The following is a 16,496-nucleotide window of genomic DNA, read 5'->3' on the forward strand; positions in this document are numbered from 1 at the left end:
TCAGCCGCGCGGCGGAGCCGACGAGGCGCGCACGATCAGTTCGACCGGCAGCAACTGCCGGCTGACCTTGCCGTCGTTTTCCAGGATCGCCTTGACGGCAAGGCGGCCCATCGCGGCTATCGGCTGGGCGATCGTGGTCAGCGACGGCTCGGACACGGCGGACTCCGGAACACCGTCGAACCCGACGACGGAAACATCTTTGGGGACGTTGAGCTTGCGCGCGCTCAGCCATTCGAGCGTTACCAAGGCTATTTTGTCCGACATCGCCAGGATGGCCGTGGGCGGCTGCTTGGCCGCGAAGATGGTTTCGAGCCCGGCTTTCGCGGTGGCCGCATCGTTGGCGGTCTCGTAGACGGGCACCTTGGATGTGTCGACACCAACCCGCGAAAGCTCCCTGAGATAGCCGGTGAGGCGGTCGCGCGTTCCCGCATAGGTCGCGGAGCGAACCTGCTCGGGTGAAACGAGACCTGTCCTGCCGTCGGCAAAAGGCAGTGCCAGAACGGCAAAGCGGCGATGTCCGAGATCGGTGAGATGGCGCGCCGCCAGGCTGGCGCCGGCGATGTTGTCGACACCGATCGCCGCGACCGCCCCATCCTCGGAGTCCAGGTCGAGCGCCACGAAGGGCAGTTTGCGCTCACGTGCCAATTCCACCAGGCGCGAACCACCTTCGACGCAGAAGACGATGAAGCCGTCGACCAGCGCGCTTTGGATGTTCCAGGCAAGCTGTTCGTTGTTGGCGGCCGAAACCAGGGAGATCCCGGCTCCCGTTGCATCGCAGGCCTGCGAGATGCTGGCCATCATGACCCGCGCAAAGGGATCGTCGAAGAAATAGGAGAGGGGTTCGGCGGTGGCGACGCCGATGGCATTGACCTTGCCGGCCCGCAGCAAGCGACCCTTGGGATCCGGTCCGCCATAGCCCATTGCCTCGGCGGCTGCCTTGACCCGTTCGCGAACTTCCTCGCGAACGATCTCGGGGCGGCTGAAGACATTGGATGCGGTGCCGTGCGAAACCCCGGCGGCCTTGGCGATGTCGGCCAGCCGGACGGGTCTTCGATTGCCTGCGGTGAGTGACGCCATTGTGCGTGCCTCCTGACATGCATTTAGCACGTTCCGGATTTGCACCTAGCACTTTCGTTGGATCGATTCAAATTTTGCTTGACCCGGGATGCGTGAAGTCCTATCTTTGAATCGATCCAAGAAGGCAGATCTGTTCTGCGAAATGAGCTAGGGGAGGTGCGCCATGCATCCCGTGAATTATTTGTTCGAAGACATCTATCGCAACGACTGGAGTATCGGGTCGACCACCAACAGGTCCAGGCGCCGGGGCATGACCGGCCCATGGATTCGCGACCTTCGCTTCCTTGTGGAGCGCAAGCGGAGTTGATCGGCTCCATTTTTTTTCATGCCGATTGGATCGATTCAATTCAAAGGGAGAAGAGCCATGCATCCCATCAAGCATCTGTTCGAGGACATCTATCGCAACTACTGGGGCATCGCGCCGGCTGCCGAGCGGCCGAAGGTGCGACGCCTGACGAAGCCGGCCGCGCGCAATCGCGATCTTTGGATTCGCACCGAACGTCCCCGGGATTGATCCTATTTGGCCTCAGGAGCGCGGGCGTACCAGGGCAGAGATTGCTATCGCCAGCCAGCCGGCGATGAGCAGGGTGCCTCCGATTGGCGCCGACATCGGAAACAGTCTCGATCCCAGGAAATCGCGGGCGAGAAGATCGCCCGCGAAAAGCAGGAGCCCGACAAGCAGCACGACGCTCGCAATCCGCAGGCAGCGATTCGCTCCAATGAGGCCGATGGCGAGGAAGACCGGCGCGTGCATCAACAGGAACGACGCGGCCGTGCCGGTGAAGGCGCCGCCGCGGTGCGCTGCGGCTGCCGACAGCGCCACGCCCGCCGCGCCGACGAGACCGCCGGCAAGCACAAGGATACGGCTGGGTTCGGCGGAATTCATGTCGGCTAGCTCCCTCTTGCAGCGATGTGGAGCCAATTAAGGTTCACTCGCTTCCAGCGCCATATGGCGTGTGCGCCGCGACTGGACAACCCAGTTGTAGATCGCGCCGCCCGCCATCAGCACCGATGTGGCGAGGAACACCGCCCGCATGCCAAAATGACCGCCGACAAAGCCGCCGGTCAATGGTCCTGCAACCTGCCCGACATATTGCGCCGAGATCGCCAGGCCAAGCACATTGCCGCCGACGCCGTCCGGGATGTTGTGGCGGATGACGCTGGTGATGCAAGGCAGCAGGCCGCCGAGCGCCAGGCCCATCAGGAAACGCAGGCCGATCAGTTGCCAGCCATTGGTGACGAAGGCCTGCGGGATGAGCAGCAGGGCCGAGACGGCCAGCGCCCCAACGACGACGTTCCAATGGCCGACGCGGTCGGCAAGCTTGCCCAGCCATGACGCCGACAGGATGGTGCCGAGGGCCGCCGCCGACATCACCACGCCGGCGACCATGGTCACCTGGCTCTGGTCCGCGATGAGCTGCTGCACATAGACGGTGATGATCGGCTCGATCGACATGGTGGCGAAGGCGAGCAGCATGCCGGTTGTCAGCATGGCCACGACCGGGCGCTTGTCGGGGATCTGCGACCAGCCGCTTTTCGGCTTCACGCTTGACGCTGCCTTGGCGGCCTGAGGGCGCGGATTCTCCTTGATCAGGAATGTCGTCGCCAGAAAGGCGAGGAAGATCATGCCACCCGACAACAGGAAGGTGGTGCGGATGCCGATCAGTGTCGGCAGTGCGCCGCCAAGCAGGGGGCCGACCAGCGACCCCGCCGTGATCCCCGCCGACAGCACGCCCAGCGCCCAGCCGGAGCGGTCCTTCGGCGTCTGCATGGCGACCAATATGGTCGAACCCGAGGAATAGCCGCCGGCAAAGCCGATCAGCAGGCGCAGCAGCACCAGTTGCCAGACCGTCTCGACCATGCCGGTCAGCGACATACAGATCGCCATGCCGAAACTGGCGCGCACCAGCATCACCTTGCGGCCGTAGCGGTCGCCCAGCCGTCCCCACAACGGCGCGACCAGGGCTGCGGCGAAGAAGGTGGCGCCATAGGCGATGCCGGACCACTGCACGATCGCCGCGTGGCCCTGCGCCCCAAGCTGTTCGACATAGAGCGGCAGGAAGGGCAGCAGCAGGGTCATGGCGATGAGCGTGCTGAACGAGCCCGCGAAACAGACGGCGAGATTGCGCCGCCAGTGGATGTTGTAGCCGCTTTGTTGCGTGTCTTCCTGTGCCATGTCCTGCCTGCCCGATATCAGCGCTTGTTGCGGATACCATTTTGGGATACCAAACCGGTATCCGTCATGAACTCCAACCCAGGCGCTGTCAATGCGGCTTGGGAAAAGGGCAGCGCAATGTCGCAGATGCAGAATGTCGAACGACAGTTGCGCGAGATGATCCTGGGGCTCGAGATCGGTCCAGGCGAGAAATTGACCGAGCGCTGGATCGAAGCCCGCTTCGGCGCCTCGCGCACGCCGGTGAGGGCGGCGCTGCTGCGACTGGAGACCGAGGGGCTGGTCGGCAGGGATGGCCGCGGCTGGACTGTGTCGCCCATCAACCTCGCCGAGCTCGAGCAGATCGCAGTCTATCGCGAAGCCGTCGAGGTCGCGGCCCTGCGGCTGACATGCACGTGCGCCGACGGGAATGCCATCGATGTCATCGAGGCGATGCTCGATTCCTGCGACGAAAACACGCCGCGGGAGGAATGGCATCGCGTCGGCATGGATTTTCACATCGAGCTGGCGCGCCTGTCGGGCAATGAATTCCTGTTCAGGGCAGTGCGCGATGCCATGACGCGCCTGTCGCGCGCCCGCTGGCTGGAGGTGCGAGACGAAGCAGCCCTTGGCCGCGCCTGGGCCGAACATCGCGCCATTCTGGCGGCAACGCGCCTTGGCGAGGCCGATGAAGCGGCGTGCCGGCTTTCAGCCCATATCGTCGGCAGCCGCGACCGGCTGGTGACGTCGCTCGCCAACGATCGACGCGGTCTTCGCGCCAGGGGATTTGCCGTCATCGCCGCTTAGCGCGGTCTATGCGGGGCAGGGGCCTCTGTCGGCCAAAAAAGGCGGCGTCTGACGCGACGCGCACTTTCGGCCTCGCTTCACGGACGCCGATGGCGTAAGAGCGGCGATGGAAAATAACCGATTTGAAACACCCGTGATCGTCAAGTCCGTCACGGCGGGAAGCACTCAGCTCTTGCGCACGGCCCGCGAAGCTTCCGACTACCTCCTCAACAGCTGGCCCGGCAAGCGCAGCCCCAAGCATCGCGCAGCGCTGCAGGCGTGCCACGACGCGCTGGCCGGCGACAAGCCGGCCATGAACGCCCGGCGCGCCTTTATTGCCGCGGCGCGTGAAGTGGACGTTTTTGTCAGCGACAAAGCGCCCGCCTGACGCAGGGCGACAATCCGGACTGAGGCAAGGCCCGCATGTGCGGGCCTTTTGCCGTCATTCCGCGGTTTCGGTCTTAGTCTCGCTTTCGGGCTGCGAACGCTCCCGTGCGGCAACCTTGGCCGCCAGCTTCTCGGCCTTCTTGGCCGCCTTCTGGCGGTCGCGTTCCTTGCGTTCCTGATCGTAGTTCGGTGCTCGCGCCATATCGGCTCCTTTTGTACTGCCTTGCGGCTCTGACCCTGCCTAGGAGCATTAGCCGTCAAACACAACAGCTGAAGCGACAGTGCGCGGGCGCAACGTTGGAGATCCGCGGGGGGGCTTGCCAGATCGGCGCCATAATGATGTAGGAAACGCGGGGCACCAGCGTGTTGAGAGCTGCTCGTTTGTTTTGATCAAGTGAACTATGGCCACAATTGCGCGGACGTCGGCAAAGGTTTTCTACTATGCGCGAAACGCAGCGCGCGATGTCATTCCACAAGCGCTGTTTCGCCGCAGACTGGCCGTTCGCCTCGAAAAGGCCAGGCTTTGCGATGAGGCGGCGCGCCGACGATTGAATTACTACAACAAGCTGCAGGATGGTTTCGCGCCAAGCGCCAATGCCATTCGCATCAGCAAGCTGCCCTTCACGCCGACCATGTACTATTACGACCTGAAGGAATTCGCCCGCTACTTCGATCCCGGATTGCTCATCGACATCGAATTCGGCGACGTCAAGAATGTGCCGAAGGTGCCGACGATCGTCAAGGATCGGCCGATCCGTGATGACGACGAGAACGCCGTCATCATGAAGCTCGACAAGTTCCGTCACTTCCAGATGCCGGCTGACGCCCTCTCGTTCGCGGACAAGCTGCCGGTTGTGGTCTGGCGCGGCGACCTCAACAATCCGATCAGGACACGGTTTCTGCAAGCGGCGCGCGACCTGCCGTTCTGCGATGCCGGTTCGCACAAGCCGAACGCGCCGGCCGAATACGCCAAGCCCTTTCTCAGCATCAGCCAGCACCAGCGCTATCGCTATATCGTCTCGCTCGAGGGCAATGATGTGGCGACCAACCTGAAATGGATCTTGAATTCGAAGTCGCTCTGCCTGATGCCGCCGCCGACATATGAGACTTGGTTCGCGGAGCGGCAACTCGAAGCCAATGTGCACTATGTGCCGCTCGAAGCCGATTTCTCCGACCTCGCCGAACATGTGGCCTATTTCGAACGGCACCCGGCGAAGGCAGAGCGCATCATCGCGGCCGCGAATGGCTATTGCCGGATGTTCGGCGACGAACAGGCCGAACAGGCGATCTCGCTTCTGGTGCTCTACAAATATTTCGTGCTGAGCGGCCAGATCAAGCCGGATGCCGAAGTCTGGCGCTATATCATGGGATGAGCAATTCCGGCGTCAAAAGGTGGAGACCGGCGAGCTTGGACCCGCCGGCCTCTCGTCAAACCTATACGCCGCTTCGGTCAATCACGAGATCGGCAGCACCAAAGCGAGCCTTCGCCGTCAATTGTTGGTGCCAATAGGGGTAGAGCAAAGGCGGCCGGCTGACCGCGTCGAGGCGCTGGCGTTCCTCATGGCTGAGCTCCAGGCTTGCCGCCGCGAGATTGTCCTTGAGCTGGACATCGTTGCGGGCGCCGATCACCAGCGAGGAGACGGCGGGGCGGCCAAGCAGCCAGGCAAGCGCCACCTGCGCCGCCGACACGCCCCGGGCCTTACCGATCTCGACCAGCACATCGACGATCTGCCAGAGCCGGTCCTCGTCGCGGATCGGCGGCTCGGACCAGCCGGCGAGCTGCCGTGCGGTCGGGCTGTCGCGGTGGTATTTGCCCGACAGCAAGCCGCCGGCGAGCGGGCTCCAGACCAGCACGCCCAGTCCCTGGTCGACCGAGATCGGCAGCAGCTCATACTCGGCCTCGCGGGCCTCCAACGTGTAGTGGATCTGCTGGGTGACGAAGCGCTGCTGGTGGCGGCTGTCGCTGATCGCGAGCGCCTTCATCACTTGCCAGCCGGACCAGTTGGAGCAGCCGATATAGCGCACCTTGCCCTGGCTGACCAAAGTGTCGAGCGCGGCGACCGTTTCCTCGACCGGGGTAAGGCCGTCCCATTGGTGGACGAAATAGATGTCGATGACGTCGGTCTTCAGTCGCTTCAGGCTCTTTTCGCATTCGCGGATCAGATGGTGGCGCGACAGGCCTTCGTCGTTAGGCCCGCTGCCGATCCGCATGCGCGCCTTGGAGGCGATCAGCACGTCGTTCTTGCGCTTGCCGCCAAGCGCCTCGCCGATGATCTCCTCCGACAGGCCGTTCGAATAGACATTGGCGGTGTCGATGAGATTGATGCCGGCGTCGATACACATGTCGATCATCCGCTTGGCTTCGGTAAGATCGCTGTTGCCGACCGCGGCGAAGGGCCCGGTGCCACCGAAGGTCATGGTGCCCAGGGTCAGTGTCGAAACCTTCAGGCCGGAACGGCCGAGCGTACGGTATTCCATGTCAGTCCTCGCGATTGTGTTGAATTGGGGCGCCGCCAAAGGGCAGCCCGGAATGCGACCAGGCATTTGTAGGACAATTTGGTCGCCTTGTCGCCATGCCAGGACGACGGATCGATCGTACCTCGCGGGATTGGCGGTGACGGCAATCGCGCTCAGGCTGCAATAAAACCGTCACTGCCGGCCTATATTGAATTCGGCTAAGGTGTTTCCATTCCAGGCCTCGGGCCAGCAGTTTGGGGTGCCGGACATGAACCGACAGGCTTGCACGCGGAGCGACCGATATGACCGAGCTGAGACAGAATTCTCCCGCCAAGGACTGGCTCGAAGCCGAACTCGCCGACACGCTCGACGAAGATTATGAGCTCGAAATGTCGGAGCCGGCGCTGTCGATGGAGATCGCCAAGATCTACAAGAACGCGCATCCGCCTTCGATCGACCGCATGCAGTATTTTCGCGACCTGATCAGCCTGCAGTCCGAATTGATCAAGCTGCAGTCCTGGGTCGCCTATCACAAGAAGAAGCTGGTGGTGATTTTCGAGGGCCGCGACTCCGCCGGCAAGGGTGGCGTCATCAAGCGCATCACCCAGCGCCTTAACCCGCGCATCGCTCGCGTCGTGGCACTTCCGGCGCCGACCGAACGCGAGAAGTCGCAATGGTATTTCCAGCGCTATGTGCCGCATCTGCCGGCGGGTGGCGAGATCGTGCTGTTCGACCGCTCCTGGTACAACCGCTCCGGCGTCGAACGGGTGATGGGATTTGCCGATGGCGGTCAGGTCGAGGAATTTTTCCGCGACGTGCCGGAGTTCGAGCGCATGCTGGTGCGCTCGGGCATCACCGTGGTGAAATACTGGTTCTCGATCACCGATGAGGAACAGCAGATGCGCTTCCTGATGCGCATCCACGACCCGATGAAGCAGTGGAAGCTGTCGCCCATGGATTTGCAGTCGCGCGTTCGCTGGGAGCAGTACACCAAGGCCAAGGAAGAGACCTTCGCCCGTACCAACATTCCCGAAGCGCCCTGGTTCATCGTCGAGGGCAACGACAAGAAGCGTGCGCGGCTGAACTGCATCGATCATCTGCTCAAGCAGATGCCGTATGAAGAGGTGCCGCACGAGGAGATCACCTTGCCGGAGCGTGTCTTCAACCCCGAATACGAACGCCAGACGCTGCCGCGCGAGCTTTACGTGCCGGAAAAGTATTGAAGTTAGCTCCCTTCTCCCCGTTTACGGGGGAAGGTGCCCGACGGGCGGATGAGGGGTAGCGCCGACCTTGACAATTGAACGCGGTCGAACCGATGCGCGGGTGTTGCCATTTGCTATTGGCGGTGCCGTCGGCAGCGCAAATCTTCCAAACCTCAGCGCCGCCCCTCATTGCCCTGCCGGGCGTTCGTCACTCGAAAAGCCAAGCGATTGGCTTTTCGTCCGCTTCGCGGATCGCTCCTCAACTCCCCGTAGAACGGGGAGAAAGTGGCTAACCCCGCTTGATCACCACATGCGTGGCGAGCGCCGTCGCCACCTGCTCGGTGCATTGATAGCCAAGCTTCAACATATCCAGGCCGGCAAAAAGGTTCTCACCCTTGCCAAGCAACACCGGCGAGATTGCCAGATGCATCTCGTCCATCAGCTTTTCCTGCAAATACTGGCGGATCGTGGCGACGCCGCCGCCGACCCGCACATCCTTGTCGCCGGCCGCCGCCTTCGCCTGCTCGAGCGCCGAATGGATGCCGTCGGTCACGAAATAAAAGGTCGTGCCACCTTCCATCGTGATCGGCGCCCGCTCGTGGTGCGTCAGCACGAAAACCGGCACATGGTAGGGCGGGTTGTCGCCCCACCAGCCTTTCCAGCTGTCGTCAGGCCATTCGCCGCGGATCGGCCCGAACATGTTGCGGCCAAGGATCCAGGCGCCGACATTCTCGAAGCTGCGCGCCGCGAACGCTTCGTTGGTGTCGGTGGTGCCGCCGTCTTGTCCGAGCACCATCTTGCGGAAGGTGCGGGTGTCGACAAACCACTTGTGCAAGGATTGGCCGCCGACGCCGAGCGGATTTTGCAGATCCTGATCTGGACCAGCGCCATAGCCGTCGAGCGACAAGGTGAATGCGTTGACGCGAAGTTTGGACATGGAAGGCCTCCTAACCAATTATGTCTGCAATCGGTTTTCTTGTAGCAAACCGATTGCAATCCGCAAGCGGTATTCCTCACGATGCAGACACGTCCTGACAACGTCGCCAAGTGACGTCCGGAATGTTGCGTAGCGACGCGCTGGGGTAGCCACTGGTGGCCGCCGAAGCAGACGCAATATCAGGCTATTCGGTGAGTTCCATGAAGCGGATGTGGTTGCTGAACGGGTCGATGACCTGGACCGTCAGCCGTCCATCCTCCTGTTCCAAACCAGGCTTCATGTAGCGGTAGTCCTTGGCCACAAGCTCTTTGTGAAAGTCGCGGATGCCTTTCATGTACACAACCATGTTGCCGCCCGGCGTCGCGTCGCCGGCATGTTCGGACAAATGCAGGACAAGGTTGCCGCGTGAGACCTACGTATAAAGCGGGAAGTTGTCGCCGTAGCGGTGCTCCCAGTCCACGGCGAAGCCAAGGTAGCCGAGGTAGAATTCGTGCGCCTTGGCGACGTCGAAGATGCGCACGATCGGCGCCGTCCGTTCGAAGATGATCGGTTCCTGCCGGGCCGCCGGCGCATCGATTTTCGCCGACAGGATGTTCCAGGTCGCCAGTCCGAACTGGCGCGCGACGATCTCCAGAGCCTCGCTGTGGCTGATCGTCAGGTCGCGGGCGGCAAGCGCCTCCCGCATGGCTTTCGCCATGGTCTTGGCATCACGATAGGCAAGCATGTCCGTTTCCTCGGGTCACGGCGAAGTCTTCGTCAGTGCCCGCATTGCCGACGCCTTCGCCCGACGGTGAAACGGGTCAGGAAGCATCCTCTGGAGGCGTTCGCCATACCTCTGGCGAGGTGCGGGCTGCCGGCCGCCTCCGGCCGTGCCGCCATAATAGCCAGGTCACGCTGATCTTGTCAGCGCAAAAGATTGGTTGGATTTGCGGCATGCGTCAGCCTCTCGAAAGGGCCACGCGCCAAGGGGCGAAAAGCTATTCCATCGACAGGATGAGATTGCGCACGACCGGATAAATTTCGCGCTCCCAGCGTTTGCCGTTGAAGACGCCATAGTGGCCTACATTGGCCTGCAGGTGATGGCGTTTGAGATGCGGACGCAGTGACCGGCACAATTCATGCGCGGCCGAGGTCTGTCCGAGTGCGCAGATATCGTCGCGCCCGCCTTCGACGGTGAGCAGCGCGGTGTTGCGGATCGCGCCCGGGTCGACCAGGCTGCCACGGAAGGTGTACGTCCCGGTGGCGATCTCCGCCTTCTGGAACACACGGTCTATGGTTTCGATATAAAATTCCTCGGTGAGGTCGAGCACCGCCAGATACTCGTCATAGAAAGTCTTGATCTTCTCGGCCTCGGCGGTCTCGCCGGCGGCCAGATGGTCGTGCAGTTTGCGGTGCGCTTTCGTGTGCCGGTCGATGTTCATGCCCATGAACGCGGCAAGCTGGAGAAAGCCGGGATAGACCCGGCGTCCGCCGCCGGCGTGGCGCCAGGGCACACGCGAGATGACGGAGTTCTGGAACCACGACAGCGACTTGCTGACGGCGAATTCGTTGACCTTGGTAGGGCTTTCGCGCGGATCGATAGGACCCGCCATCAGCGTCATCGAGCGCGGCGTCGCCGGATGCCCGTCCTCGGACATGATAGCAACGACGGCAAGCGCCTGGACGCAGGGCTGGCAAACCGCCAGGATGTGCGCGCCCGGGCCAATCGCCTGCAGGAAGCGAATGATGTAGTCGACATAGTCGTCCACCCCGAAGCGGCCGGCGACAAGCGGCACGTCGCGGGCATTGGCCCAGTCTGTGATATAGACTTCGTGATCGGCCAGAAGTGTCGTCACCGTGCCGCGCAACAGCGTCGAGAAATGGCCCGACAACGGGGCGATCACCATCACCCGCGGCTGGCGCGTATCCATATCCTTGGCGAAGCGCAAAAGCTTGCCGAATGGCAGGTCAAGCGCCGTTTCCACGCTGACAGGCACATCGCGATTGCCGACCCTGGCTGATTTGATGTCGAAATCCGGCCGTGCGTGGGTGAGTTTGAGACGGGCGATCATCTCCAGCCCGGCGGTCAGGCGTTGTTTCAAGCCGTCGGCCGAGACCGTGCCGCCTATCTTCGAACGCATCAGATCGGCGAAAAAGCGCGTCGGGGCGATAAGGTCGTCCTGAAGCTGGTAGGCCTGGTACAGCATCGAATACGTCCCATTCCCAACGACCATGTGGCAGTGCAAAAAAATCTAGTGCAAAACTTTGTGCATTGCGAGAGGATTGTTGCCGGCAAAGGGCTCGGAGGGTCGACGGCATGACGAAGGTGGCCAGGATTAAGGCACCCGTGGCTAACGCGGCCATCGCGATGTTGACGATCTCGTCGAAGAACTATTCGTCCTGGTCGCTGCGTGGCTGGTTGCTGTGCCGCATGGCAGGGCTGGAGTTCGAGGAAAAGCGCGTCGACATCGATGATGCCGGGCAGCGGCAGGAGTTGTTGTTGCTGTCGCCATCAGTTCTGGTGCCGCGGCTGACCCATGACGGGGTGACGGTATGGGACACGCTGGCGATCGCCGAATATCTGGCCGAGACCATGCCCGGCGCGGGGCTCCTGCCGGCCGACCGCATCGCGCGGGCGCATTGCCGCGCCGTGTCTGGCGAGATGCATTCAGGCTTTCATAATTTGCGCTCGGCGCTGCCGATGAGCCTGAAAGCCAGGCACAAGAGCTTCAAGATCTTCTCCGGCGCCCGGCCGGATGTGGAGAGGATCAAGACGATCTGGTCCGAATGCCTGGAAACCTATGGCGGGCCGTGGCTGTTCGGTGCGTCGCCGACCGTGGCCGACGCGATGTACGCACCGGTCTGTACCCGTTTCCGTACCTATGCGGTCGAGCTCGACGCGCCGCTCACCGCCTATTGCGACACTATCTTCGCCTGGCCGCTGATGCAGGAATGGACGCAGGACGCATTGGCCGAGCCCGAGGATATCATCGAGCTGGACGTGGAATTTTGAGAAAGTGGAGCAGGGCGGCCGCGGCGCGGCTATCCCTTCAGCATCTGCGCCACCTCGGGCGCGAAGCAGGTGGACGGGTATTCTCACGCGATTTAGTCTTGAGCTAGAAGTCGGTAAACTGAGCAGGCGCGCACGTGACCATTATTTCACTCATTGCAAAACTGTTTGCCAACCGGAACCGTCCGCAGCCTAGGCCAGCTCAAGTCCCAGAGCGGGTTTTCCGCAAAGAGGCGAAATTCAAGAAACATGGAAAATTCTTCCAGATCGGACCGACATATCGCGGCGGGTCCCATTGTCTTCAGCTGGAAAACGCCCAAGTTTTGGTGCCGCCACCCCGCATACTGCTCGGGCCGGCGGAGTTTGGGGGATACGGCTTTCCTGAGTACCCGGAGACGCCCAGGCTGCGGCCTGAAGCGACAGACTATTGCAGGCCACCAAAAGACCTGGAAGATTTTCATTGTTACTGGCTTGTATCTGAGCGCCTGAAGGACGTTCTGCAGTCAGTCGACCCTGATGGGGTCGTATTTAACGACTGCGACGTTTTCTATTTGAGCGGGAAGCCGATCGAACCAAAGCACTACCTTTGCGACATCGTTCGCAAGATTGATGCCGTGGATCTCGAATCGTCGAAGTTTAGGCTTTTGATCGGCGAGAATGGAGGTGTGCACTACGACCGCGCCGGAGGCGCCTGCTTCTATTTCAAGGAGGAGACTGTCGGCGATGCGCATATCTTCAAACAGAAGAACATGGGCATCGTCATTTGCACCGCCAAATTGAGAGAAGCCTGTGTCGAAGCAGGCATCAAGAATCCCGACTTGTTCCAAGACATGTCGGTTTGCGGGCGTGGTCGGCTGGATTTCGAAACAAGAAATGTCAAAGAGAGTTATGTGCTGGAGTGAAATTTATCCCTTCAGCATCTGCGCCACTTCAGGCGCGAAATAGGTCAAAATACCGTCGCAGCCGGCACGCTTGAAGGCGAGCAGCGATTCCAGCATCGCCTTCTCGCCGTCGATCCAGCCATTGGCGCCCGCCGCCTTGATCATCGAATATTCGCCCGACACCTGGTAGGCGAAGGTCGGCATCTGGAACTCGTCCTTCAGCCGGCGGATGATGTCGAGATAGGGCAGGCCGGGCTTGACCATCAGCATGTCGGCGCCTTCGGCGATATCCTGCTCGGCCTCGCGCACCGCCTCGTCCGAATTGGCGTGGTCGATGTAATAGGTTTTTTTGTCGCCCTTGAGCAGGCCGGCGGTGCCGACCGCCTCGCGATAGGGGCCGTAGAAGGCCGAGGCGAACTTCGTTGCGTAGGACATGATCGCCACGTCCTGGAAACCGTTGGCGTCGAGCGCATCGCGGATGGCGCCGATGCGGCCGTCCATCATGTCGGAGGGCGCGATGATGTCGGCGCCGGCCGCCGCCTGGATGACGGCCGCCGCCGCGACCTGTTCGACCGTTTCGTCGTTGACGATGATGCCATCGCGCAAAATGCCGTCATGGCCGTGGCTGGTGAACGGGTCGAGCGCGGCGTCGGTGATGATGCCGATCCCGGGCACCGCATCCTTTATGGCGCGGGTGGCGCGGTTGATGATGTTTTCCGGATCGAGGATGTGCGAGCCGGTCTGGTCGCGTAAGGCCAGGTCGACATTGGGGAAGGTGGCGAGTGCCGGAATGCCAAGCTTCGCCGCGCGTTCGGCTTCCTTGATCGCTAGGTCGACCGACAGGCGGAAGACGCCCGGCATGGCGGCGATCGGCTCGCGTACATTGCTGCCCTCGACGACGAAGATCGGCCAGATCAAATCGTCGACCGTAAGCCGGTTCTCCTGCACCAGACGGCGCGACCAGTCGGCCTTTCGCATGCGACGCAGGCGGCGGCTGCCGGTGATGTCGTCGACGCTGCGCGCGCCGGCTGGCCTGGTCGGGGTAAATTTGTTCATTGCCAAAACTCTCGGCCAAAACTCTCGTTCGGCGGCTTTTACCACGAGCCCTCGGTGCTGACCAATGCGACACGATTGTGCCAGGGTCGGAAGTGATGTCAGCCGCCAAGACCGCGGGAACAGACTGCTGCCATTGACGCACCCATGCGCCGCCTTTAGCACTTCAGTCCCGCAGGCGCGGGGGAGGGATTCTCTGGCGATGGATTTTGGCGGCGGCGACGAGATTCGCTTCGAGCGGCTGGGCAGAGCCGGTGTCGTCACGCTGACGCGGCCGCAGGCGCTCAACGCCGTTACCCATGGCATGGTCAAGGCGCTGGGCAAGGCCTTGCGTTCCTGGGAGCGCGACGACAGTGTGGATGTCGTCCTCGTCAAGGCCGAGGGCAGGGCATTTTCGGCCGGAGGCGACATCCTGCACATTTATGAGGCCGGCCGGGCCGGAAAGCCGCCAGTCGAGTTCTTTGCCGACGAGTACCGGCTGAACGCCCGCATCAACAGCTTCAAGAAGCCCTATGTCGCGCTCATCGACGGCATCGTCATGGGTGGCGGGGTCGGCATTTCCTTTCACGGCTCGCACCGGGTGATGACCGAAAATGCCCAGTTCGCCATGCCGGAAGTCGGCATCGGCTTTTTCCCGGATGTCGGCGCCAGCCATCTGCTGCCCGACCTTGGCGGCTCTTTCGGCATGTATCTGGCCCTGACCGGCAACCGCATCCGCTATGGCGACGCGCTGTGGTCGGGGCTCGCCACCCACACCATCAAGGCCGAAGACCAGGCAAGCTTTCTTGATCGGCTGGCGCTGACCGGCGATCCGGAATCGGTGCTGCGCGGTTTCTTTGTCCAGGCGAAGCGGGAGACCGACAGGCCGACACTGGATGCGATATCGCGCCATTTCGCCCAGCCATCGCTGCAGGATGTTGTCGACAGCCTGGACCGAGCATCGGGCACCGACGAATTCGCGGCAAAGACGCTGGCGACGATCCGCACGCGCTCGCCGACCAGCCTTCGCGTCGCCTGGCGGCAGATCGGTGCCGGCCAGACGCTGTCGATGGATGAATGCATGAAGATGGAGTTCCGCATTCTCAACCGCATGCTCGCCGGCCATGATTTCTACGAGGGCATCCGCGCCGCCATCATCGACAAAGGCTCGACCCCGCAATGGCGGCCGGCGAAGCTGGATGCGGTGAGCGCGGCCGATATCGATGCCTATTTCGCCCCACTCGGTGAACGGGAACTCTCGCTATGAGCGAGGTGACGTCGAGACGCGTCGTGCTGCAGCCCTCGACGGTCGAGGTGATCTTCGCCTGGTTCCAGCGCGTCATCGCGGGCTACTGTCTGCTGTTCGGCATCCTCTACTGGATCAAGCTGATCGGCTTCTATCCGGGCTCGCTCTGGCGCTTCGACCTGATGCCAGTGCACTGGCAGGTGGCGGCGGTGATGCTCGCCGTGTTTTTCCCCTTTGCCGCGGCCGGGCTGTGGATGCTGGCCTCCTGGGGCCCGGTGATCTGGTTCATCTGCGCGGTCACCGAGACCGTCATGTATGCCGGGTTTCCCGAGCTTTTCGGCCATCGGCTGCTGATCGTCGTCTCGCACGCGGCGGTGGCGCTGCTCTACATCGTCTTTCGCGTCGTCATCTGGCTGCAGAAACGCCCCGTCCGGCACTAAGCCGTTGAGGGCATTGGCGACTTGGCGAGCGCCGGATTTGAGCCCCGTGAAAGGTGCCTAAGCCTTTAGGTTAATTATCCTTGCTCGGGTGACCGTTCGTTAAGCCTCTTTCGAAACCTCTTACCGGTAAGCTCTTGTTAGCCCTAGCGTTTAAGTCGAATTTTATGAGTATTCGATAGTGTCGCGATCAAGGTGAAAAACAAAAAATCACCAGGGCGACAAACGAGAGGCAAAGACAATGATCAATTCGCGTCCGGCGGCGAAGACCGCCAACGTATCCGACGATCGCCGCGAGGCTATCCGTTCCCTGTACATGGAATCGCTGCAGCTCGTCGAGCGGCTGCACCGCCGCCTGCTTGACGTGATCAAGGACGAGTTCGACCGCAACGGCCGTTCCGACATCAATGCCATCCAGGCACTGCTGCTCTTCAACATCGGCAATTCCGAGCTGACCGCTGGCGAGCTGCGCTCGCGTGGCTATTATCTCGGCTCGAACGTCTCCTACAATCTGAAGAAGCTGGTCGATCTCGGCTTCATCAACCACCAGCGCTCGCGCATCGATCGTCGTTCGGTCCGCGTCTCGCTGACCCCGAAGGGCAACGAGGTGGCTGATGTCGTCGCCGGTCTCTATGAGCGCCATGTCGGCTCGATCGAGCAGGTCGGCGGCATCAACACCGACGAGTTCAAGCAGATGAATCGTGCCCTGCAGCGTCTCGACCGCTTCTGGAACGATACCATCGCCTACCGCATGTAGGCATACCAGATCTGGCCCGCGCCACAGAAGCGCGGCCGACATAGCGACCTTCAGTCAGGGGCCGGTGCCGAAAAGCACCGGTCCTTTTTCTGATCATCGATAGTCAGCCGGGAGTTCGGCAGGCCATCACTCGACGATTGCGGTTGCACCTGGGAG

Annotated in this window: 18 protein-coding genes and 1 pseudogene; 10 read left to right on the forward strand and 9 right to left on the reverse strand. The window is 61.9% G+C overall.

Annotated features, from left to right (window positions below; all coding sequences use genetic code 11):
* Complete coding sequence (locus tag AC1D05_RS01485; RefSeq protein ID WP_477437552.1) at positions 1 to 1,077, reverse strand: LacI family DNA-binding transcriptional regulator; 1,077 nt, start codon at positions 1,075 to 1,077, stop codon at positions 1 to 3.
* Between the two features lie 364 nt (positions 1,078 to 1,441).
* Between AC1D05_RS01485 and AC1D05_RS01490 the strand changes: the two genes are divergently transcribed.
* Positions 1,442 to 1,591, forward strand: coding sequence for a hypothetical protein (locus AC1D05_RS01490; protein ID WP_477437554.1), 150 nt, complete (start codon positions 1,442 to 1,444; stop codon positions 1,589 to 1,591).
* A 12-nt stretch (positions 1,592 to 1,603) separates the two neighbouring features.
* Here AC1D05_RS01490 and AC1D05_RS01495 read toward each other — a convergent pair whose 3' ends face one another.
* Together AC1D05_RS01495 and AC1D05_RS01500 are read right to left on the reverse strand one after the other, a co-directional pair.
* Complete coding sequence (locus AC1D05_RS01495; protein WP_477437555.1) at positions 1,604 to 1,963, reverse strand: DUF423 domain-containing protein; 360 nt, start codon at positions 1,961 to 1,963, stop codon at positions 1,604 to 1,606.
* A 36-nt stretch (positions 1,964 to 1,999) separates the two neighbouring features.
* Positions 2,000 to 3,253, reverse strand: coding sequence for a multidrug efflux MFS transporter (locus tag AC1D05_RS01500; protein WP_477437557.1), 1,254 nt, complete (start codon positions 3,251 to 3,253; stop codon positions 2,000 to 2,002).
* 117 nt (positions 3,254 to 3,370) lie between these two features.
* Here AC1D05_RS01500 and AC1D05_RS01505 point away from each other — a divergent pair, with 117 nt between their 5' ends.
* Positions 3,371 to 4,036, forward strand: coding sequence for a GntR family transcriptional regulator (locus AC1D05_RS01505; protein ID WP_477437559.1), 666 nt, complete (start codon positions 3,371 to 3,373; stop codon positions 4,034 to 4,036).
* Positions 4,037 to 4,142: 106 nt separating this feature from the next.
* A complete protein-coding gene (locus AC1D05_RS01510) occupies positions 4,143 to 4,403 on the forward strand; it encodes a DUF982 domain-containing protein (RefSeq protein WP_477437561.1) in 261 nt (86 codons plus the stop codon).
* A 54-nt stretch (positions 4,404 to 4,457) separates the two neighbouring features.
* Here the strand turns inward: AC1D05_RS01510 and AC1D05_RS01515 are convergent, their stop codons facing one another.
* Positions 4,458 to 4,604 (reverse strand): hypothetical protein, encoded by a 147-nt coding sequence (locus AC1D05_RS01515; protein WP_081850368.1) that lies wholly within the window; start codon positions 4,602 to 4,604, stop codon positions 4,458 to 4,460.
* 199 nt (positions 4,605 to 4,803) lie between these two features.
* Here AC1D05_RS01515 and AC1D05_RS01520 point away from each other — a divergent pair, with 199 nt between their 5' ends.
* On the forward strand, positions 4,804 to 5,775 hold the full coding sequence (locus AC1D05_RS01520; protein ID WP_477437563.1) for a glycosyl transferase family 90: 972 nt from the start codon (positions 4,804 to 4,806) through the stop codon (positions 5,773 to 5,775).
* Positions 5,776 to 5,836: 61 nt separating this feature from the next.
* Here the strand turns inward: AC1D05_RS01520 and AC1D05_RS01525 are convergent, their stop codons facing one another.
* On the reverse strand, positions 5,837 to 6,880 hold the full coding sequence (locus AC1D05_RS01525) for an aldo/keto reductase (protein ID WP_477437565.1): 1,044 nt from the start codon (positions 6,878 to 6,880) through the stop codon (positions 5,837 to 5,839).
* A gap of 281 nt (positions 6,881 to 7,161) precedes the next feature.
* On the opposite strand from AC1D05_RS01525, the gene ppk2 reads away from it, so the two are divergent.
* Positions 7,162 to 8,082: a polyphosphate kinase 2 gene (gene ppk2 / locus AC1D05_RS01530; RefSeq protein WP_477437566.1), complete on the forward strand. Its 921-nt coding sequence runs from the start codon at positions 7,162 to 7,164 to the stop codon at positions 8,080 to 8,082.
* A gap of 268 nt (positions 8,083 to 8,350) precedes the next feature.
* Here ppk2 and AC1D05_RS01535 read toward each other — a convergent pair whose 3' ends face one another.
* The 3 genes and pseudogenes from AC1D05_RS01535 to AC1D05_RS01545 all read right to left on the reverse strand — a co-directional run bounded on the left by AC1D05_RS01535 (position 8,351) and on the right by AC1D05_RS01545 (position 11,184).
* Entirely contained in the window at positions 8,351 to 8,998 is a 648-nt protein-coding gene (locus tag AC1D05_RS01535) for a dihydrofolate reductase family protein (protein ID WP_477437568.1), read from the reverse strand.
* A gap of 184 nt (positions 8,999 to 9,182) precedes the next feature.
* A pseudogene (locus AC1D05_RS01540) lies at positions 9,183 to 9,722 on the reverse strand (glyoxalase superfamily protein).
* Positions 9,723 to 9,975: 253 nt separating this feature from the next.
* Positions 9,976 to 11,184 (reverse strand): polyhydroxyalkanoate depolymerase, encoded by a 1,209-nt coding sequence (locus AC1D05_RS01545; RefSeq protein WP_477437570.1) that lies wholly within the window; start codon positions 11,182 to 11,184, stop codon positions 9,976 to 9,978.
* Between the two features lie 110 nt (positions 11,185 to 11,294).
* Here AC1D05_RS01545 and AC1D05_RS01550 point away from each other — a divergent pair, with 110 nt between their 5' ends.
* Together AC1D05_RS01550 and AC1D05_RS01555 are read left to right on the forward strand one after the other, a co-directional pair.
* Positions 11,295 to 11,990 (forward strand): glutathione S-transferase, encoded by a 696-nt coding sequence (locus AC1D05_RS01550; RefSeq protein ID WP_477437572.1) that lies wholly within the window; start codon positions 11,295 to 11,297, stop codon positions 11,988 to 11,990.
* A gap of 134 nt (positions 11,991 to 12,124) precedes the next feature.
* Entirely contained in the window at positions 12,125 to 12,889 is a 765-nt protein-coding gene (locus tag AC1D05_RS01555) for an imm11 family protein (RefSeq protein ID WP_477437574.1), read from the forward strand.
* Between the two features lie 3 nt (positions 12,890 to 12,892).
* On the opposite strand, the gene hemB is transcribed toward AC1D05_RS01555, so the two are convergent.
* Positions 12,893 to 13,924 (reverse strand): porphobilinogen synthase, encoded by a 1,032-nt coding sequence (hemB, locus tag AC1D05_RS01560; RefSeq protein WP_477437576.1) that lies wholly within the window; start codon positions 13,922 to 13,924, stop codon positions 12,893 to 12,895.
* Between the two features lie 199 nt (positions 13,925 to 14,123).
* Here hemB and AC1D05_RS01565 point away from each other — a divergent pair, with 199 nt between their 5' ends.
* The 3 genes from AC1D05_RS01565 (at position 14,124) to ldtR (ending at position 16,340) form a co-directional block, all read left to right on the forward strand.
* The gene (locus AC1D05_RS01565; protein WP_477437577.1) at positions 14,124 to 15,167 is read left to right on the forward strand and encodes an enoyl-CoA hydratase/isomerase family protein; all 1,044 of its coding nucleotides are present in this window, start codon (positions 14,124 to 14,126) and stop codon (positions 15,165 to 15,167) included.
* Positions 15,164 to 15,586 (forward strand): DUF6163 family protein, encoded by a 423-nt coding sequence (locus AC1D05_RS01570; RefSeq protein WP_115139495.1) that lies wholly within the window; start codon positions 15,164 to 15,166, stop codon positions 15,584 to 15,586. The genes AC1D05_RS01565 and AC1D05_RS01570 overlap by 4 nt, the downstream gene beginning before the upstream one ends.
* 238 nt (positions 15,587 to 15,824) lie before the next feature.
* On the forward strand, positions 15,825 to 16,340 hold the full coding sequence (gene ldtR, locus AC1D05_RS01575; protein ID WP_013896002.1) for a transcriptional regulator LdtR: 516 nt from the start codon (positions 15,825 to 15,827) through the stop codon (positions 16,338 to 16,340).
* Positions 16,341 to 16,496 lie beyond the last annotated feature (156 nt).

It is taken from the genome of Mesorhizobium sp. P2_E9 (genome assembly GCF_056403815.1).

Bases quoted from the DNA above. Each gene is read 5' to 3' on its own strand.
- AC1D05_RS01485 (WP_477437552.1), bottom strand. From the start codon at position 1,077: ATGGCGTCACTCACCGCAGGCAATCGAAGACCCGTCCGGCTGGCCGAC.
- AC1D05_RS01490 (WP_477437554.1), top strand. From the start codon at position 1,442: ATGCATCCCATCAAGCATCTGTTCGAGGACATCTATCGCAACTACTGG.
- AC1D05_RS01495 (WP_477437555.1), bottom strand. From the start codon at position 1,963: ATGAATTCCGCCGAACCCAGCCGTATCCTTGTGCTTGCCGGCGGTCTC.
- AC1D05_RS01500 (WP_477437557.1), bottom strand. From the start codon at position 3,253: ATGGCACAGGAAGACACGCAACAAAGCGGCTACAACATCCACTGGCGG.
- AC1D05_RS01505 (WP_477437559.1), top strand. From the start codon at position 3,371: ATGTCGCAGATGCAGAATGTCGAACGACAGTTGCGCGAGATGATCCTG.
- AC1D05_RS01510 (WP_477437561.1), top strand. From the start codon at position 4,143: ATGGAAAATAACCGATTTGAAACACCCGTGATCGTCAAGTCCGTCACG.
- AC1D05_RS01515 (WP_081850368.1), bottom strand. From the start codon at position 4,604: ATGGCGCGAGCACCGAACTACGATCAGGAACGCAAGGAACGCGACCGC.
- AC1D05_RS01520 (WP_477437563.1), top strand. From the start codon at position 4,804: ATGGCCACAATTGCGCGGACGTCGGCAAAGGTTTTCTACTATGCGCGA.
- AC1D05_RS01525 (WP_477437565.1), bottom strand. From the start codon at position 6,880: ATGGAATACCGTACGCTCGGCCGTTCCGGCCTGAAGGTTTCGACACTG.
- ppk2 (WP_477437566.1), top strand. From the start codon at position 7,162: ATGACCGAGCTGAGACAGAATTCTCCCGCCAAGGACTGGCTCGAAGCC.
- AC1D05_RS01535 (WP_477437568.1), bottom strand. From the start codon at position 8,998: ATGTCCAAACTTCGCGTCAACGCATTCACCTTGTCGCTCGACGGCTAT.
- AC1D05_RS01545 (WP_477437570.1), bottom strand. From the start codon at position 11,184: ATGCTGTACCAGGCCTACCAGCTTCAGGACGACCTTATCGCCCCGACG.
- AC1D05_RS01550 (WP_477437572.1), top strand. From the start codon at position 11,295: ATGACGAAGGTGGCCAGGATTAAGGCACCCGTGGCTAACGCGGCCATC.
- hemB (WP_477437576.1), bottom strand. From the start codon at position 13,924: ATGAACAAATTTACCCCGACCAGGCCAGCCGGCGCGCGCAGCGTCGAC.
- AC1D05_RS01565 (WP_477437577.1), top strand. From the start codon at position 14,124: ATGGATTTTGGCGGCGGCGACGAGATTCGCTTCGAGCGGCTGGGCAGA.
- AC1D05_RS01570 (WP_115139495.1), top strand. From the start codon at position 15,164: ATGAGCGAGGTGACGTCGAGACGCGTCGTGCTGCAGCCCTCGACGGTC.
- ldtR (WP_013896002.1), top strand. From the start codon at position 15,825: ATGATCAATTCGCGTCCGGCGGCGAAGACCGCCAACGTATCCGACGAT.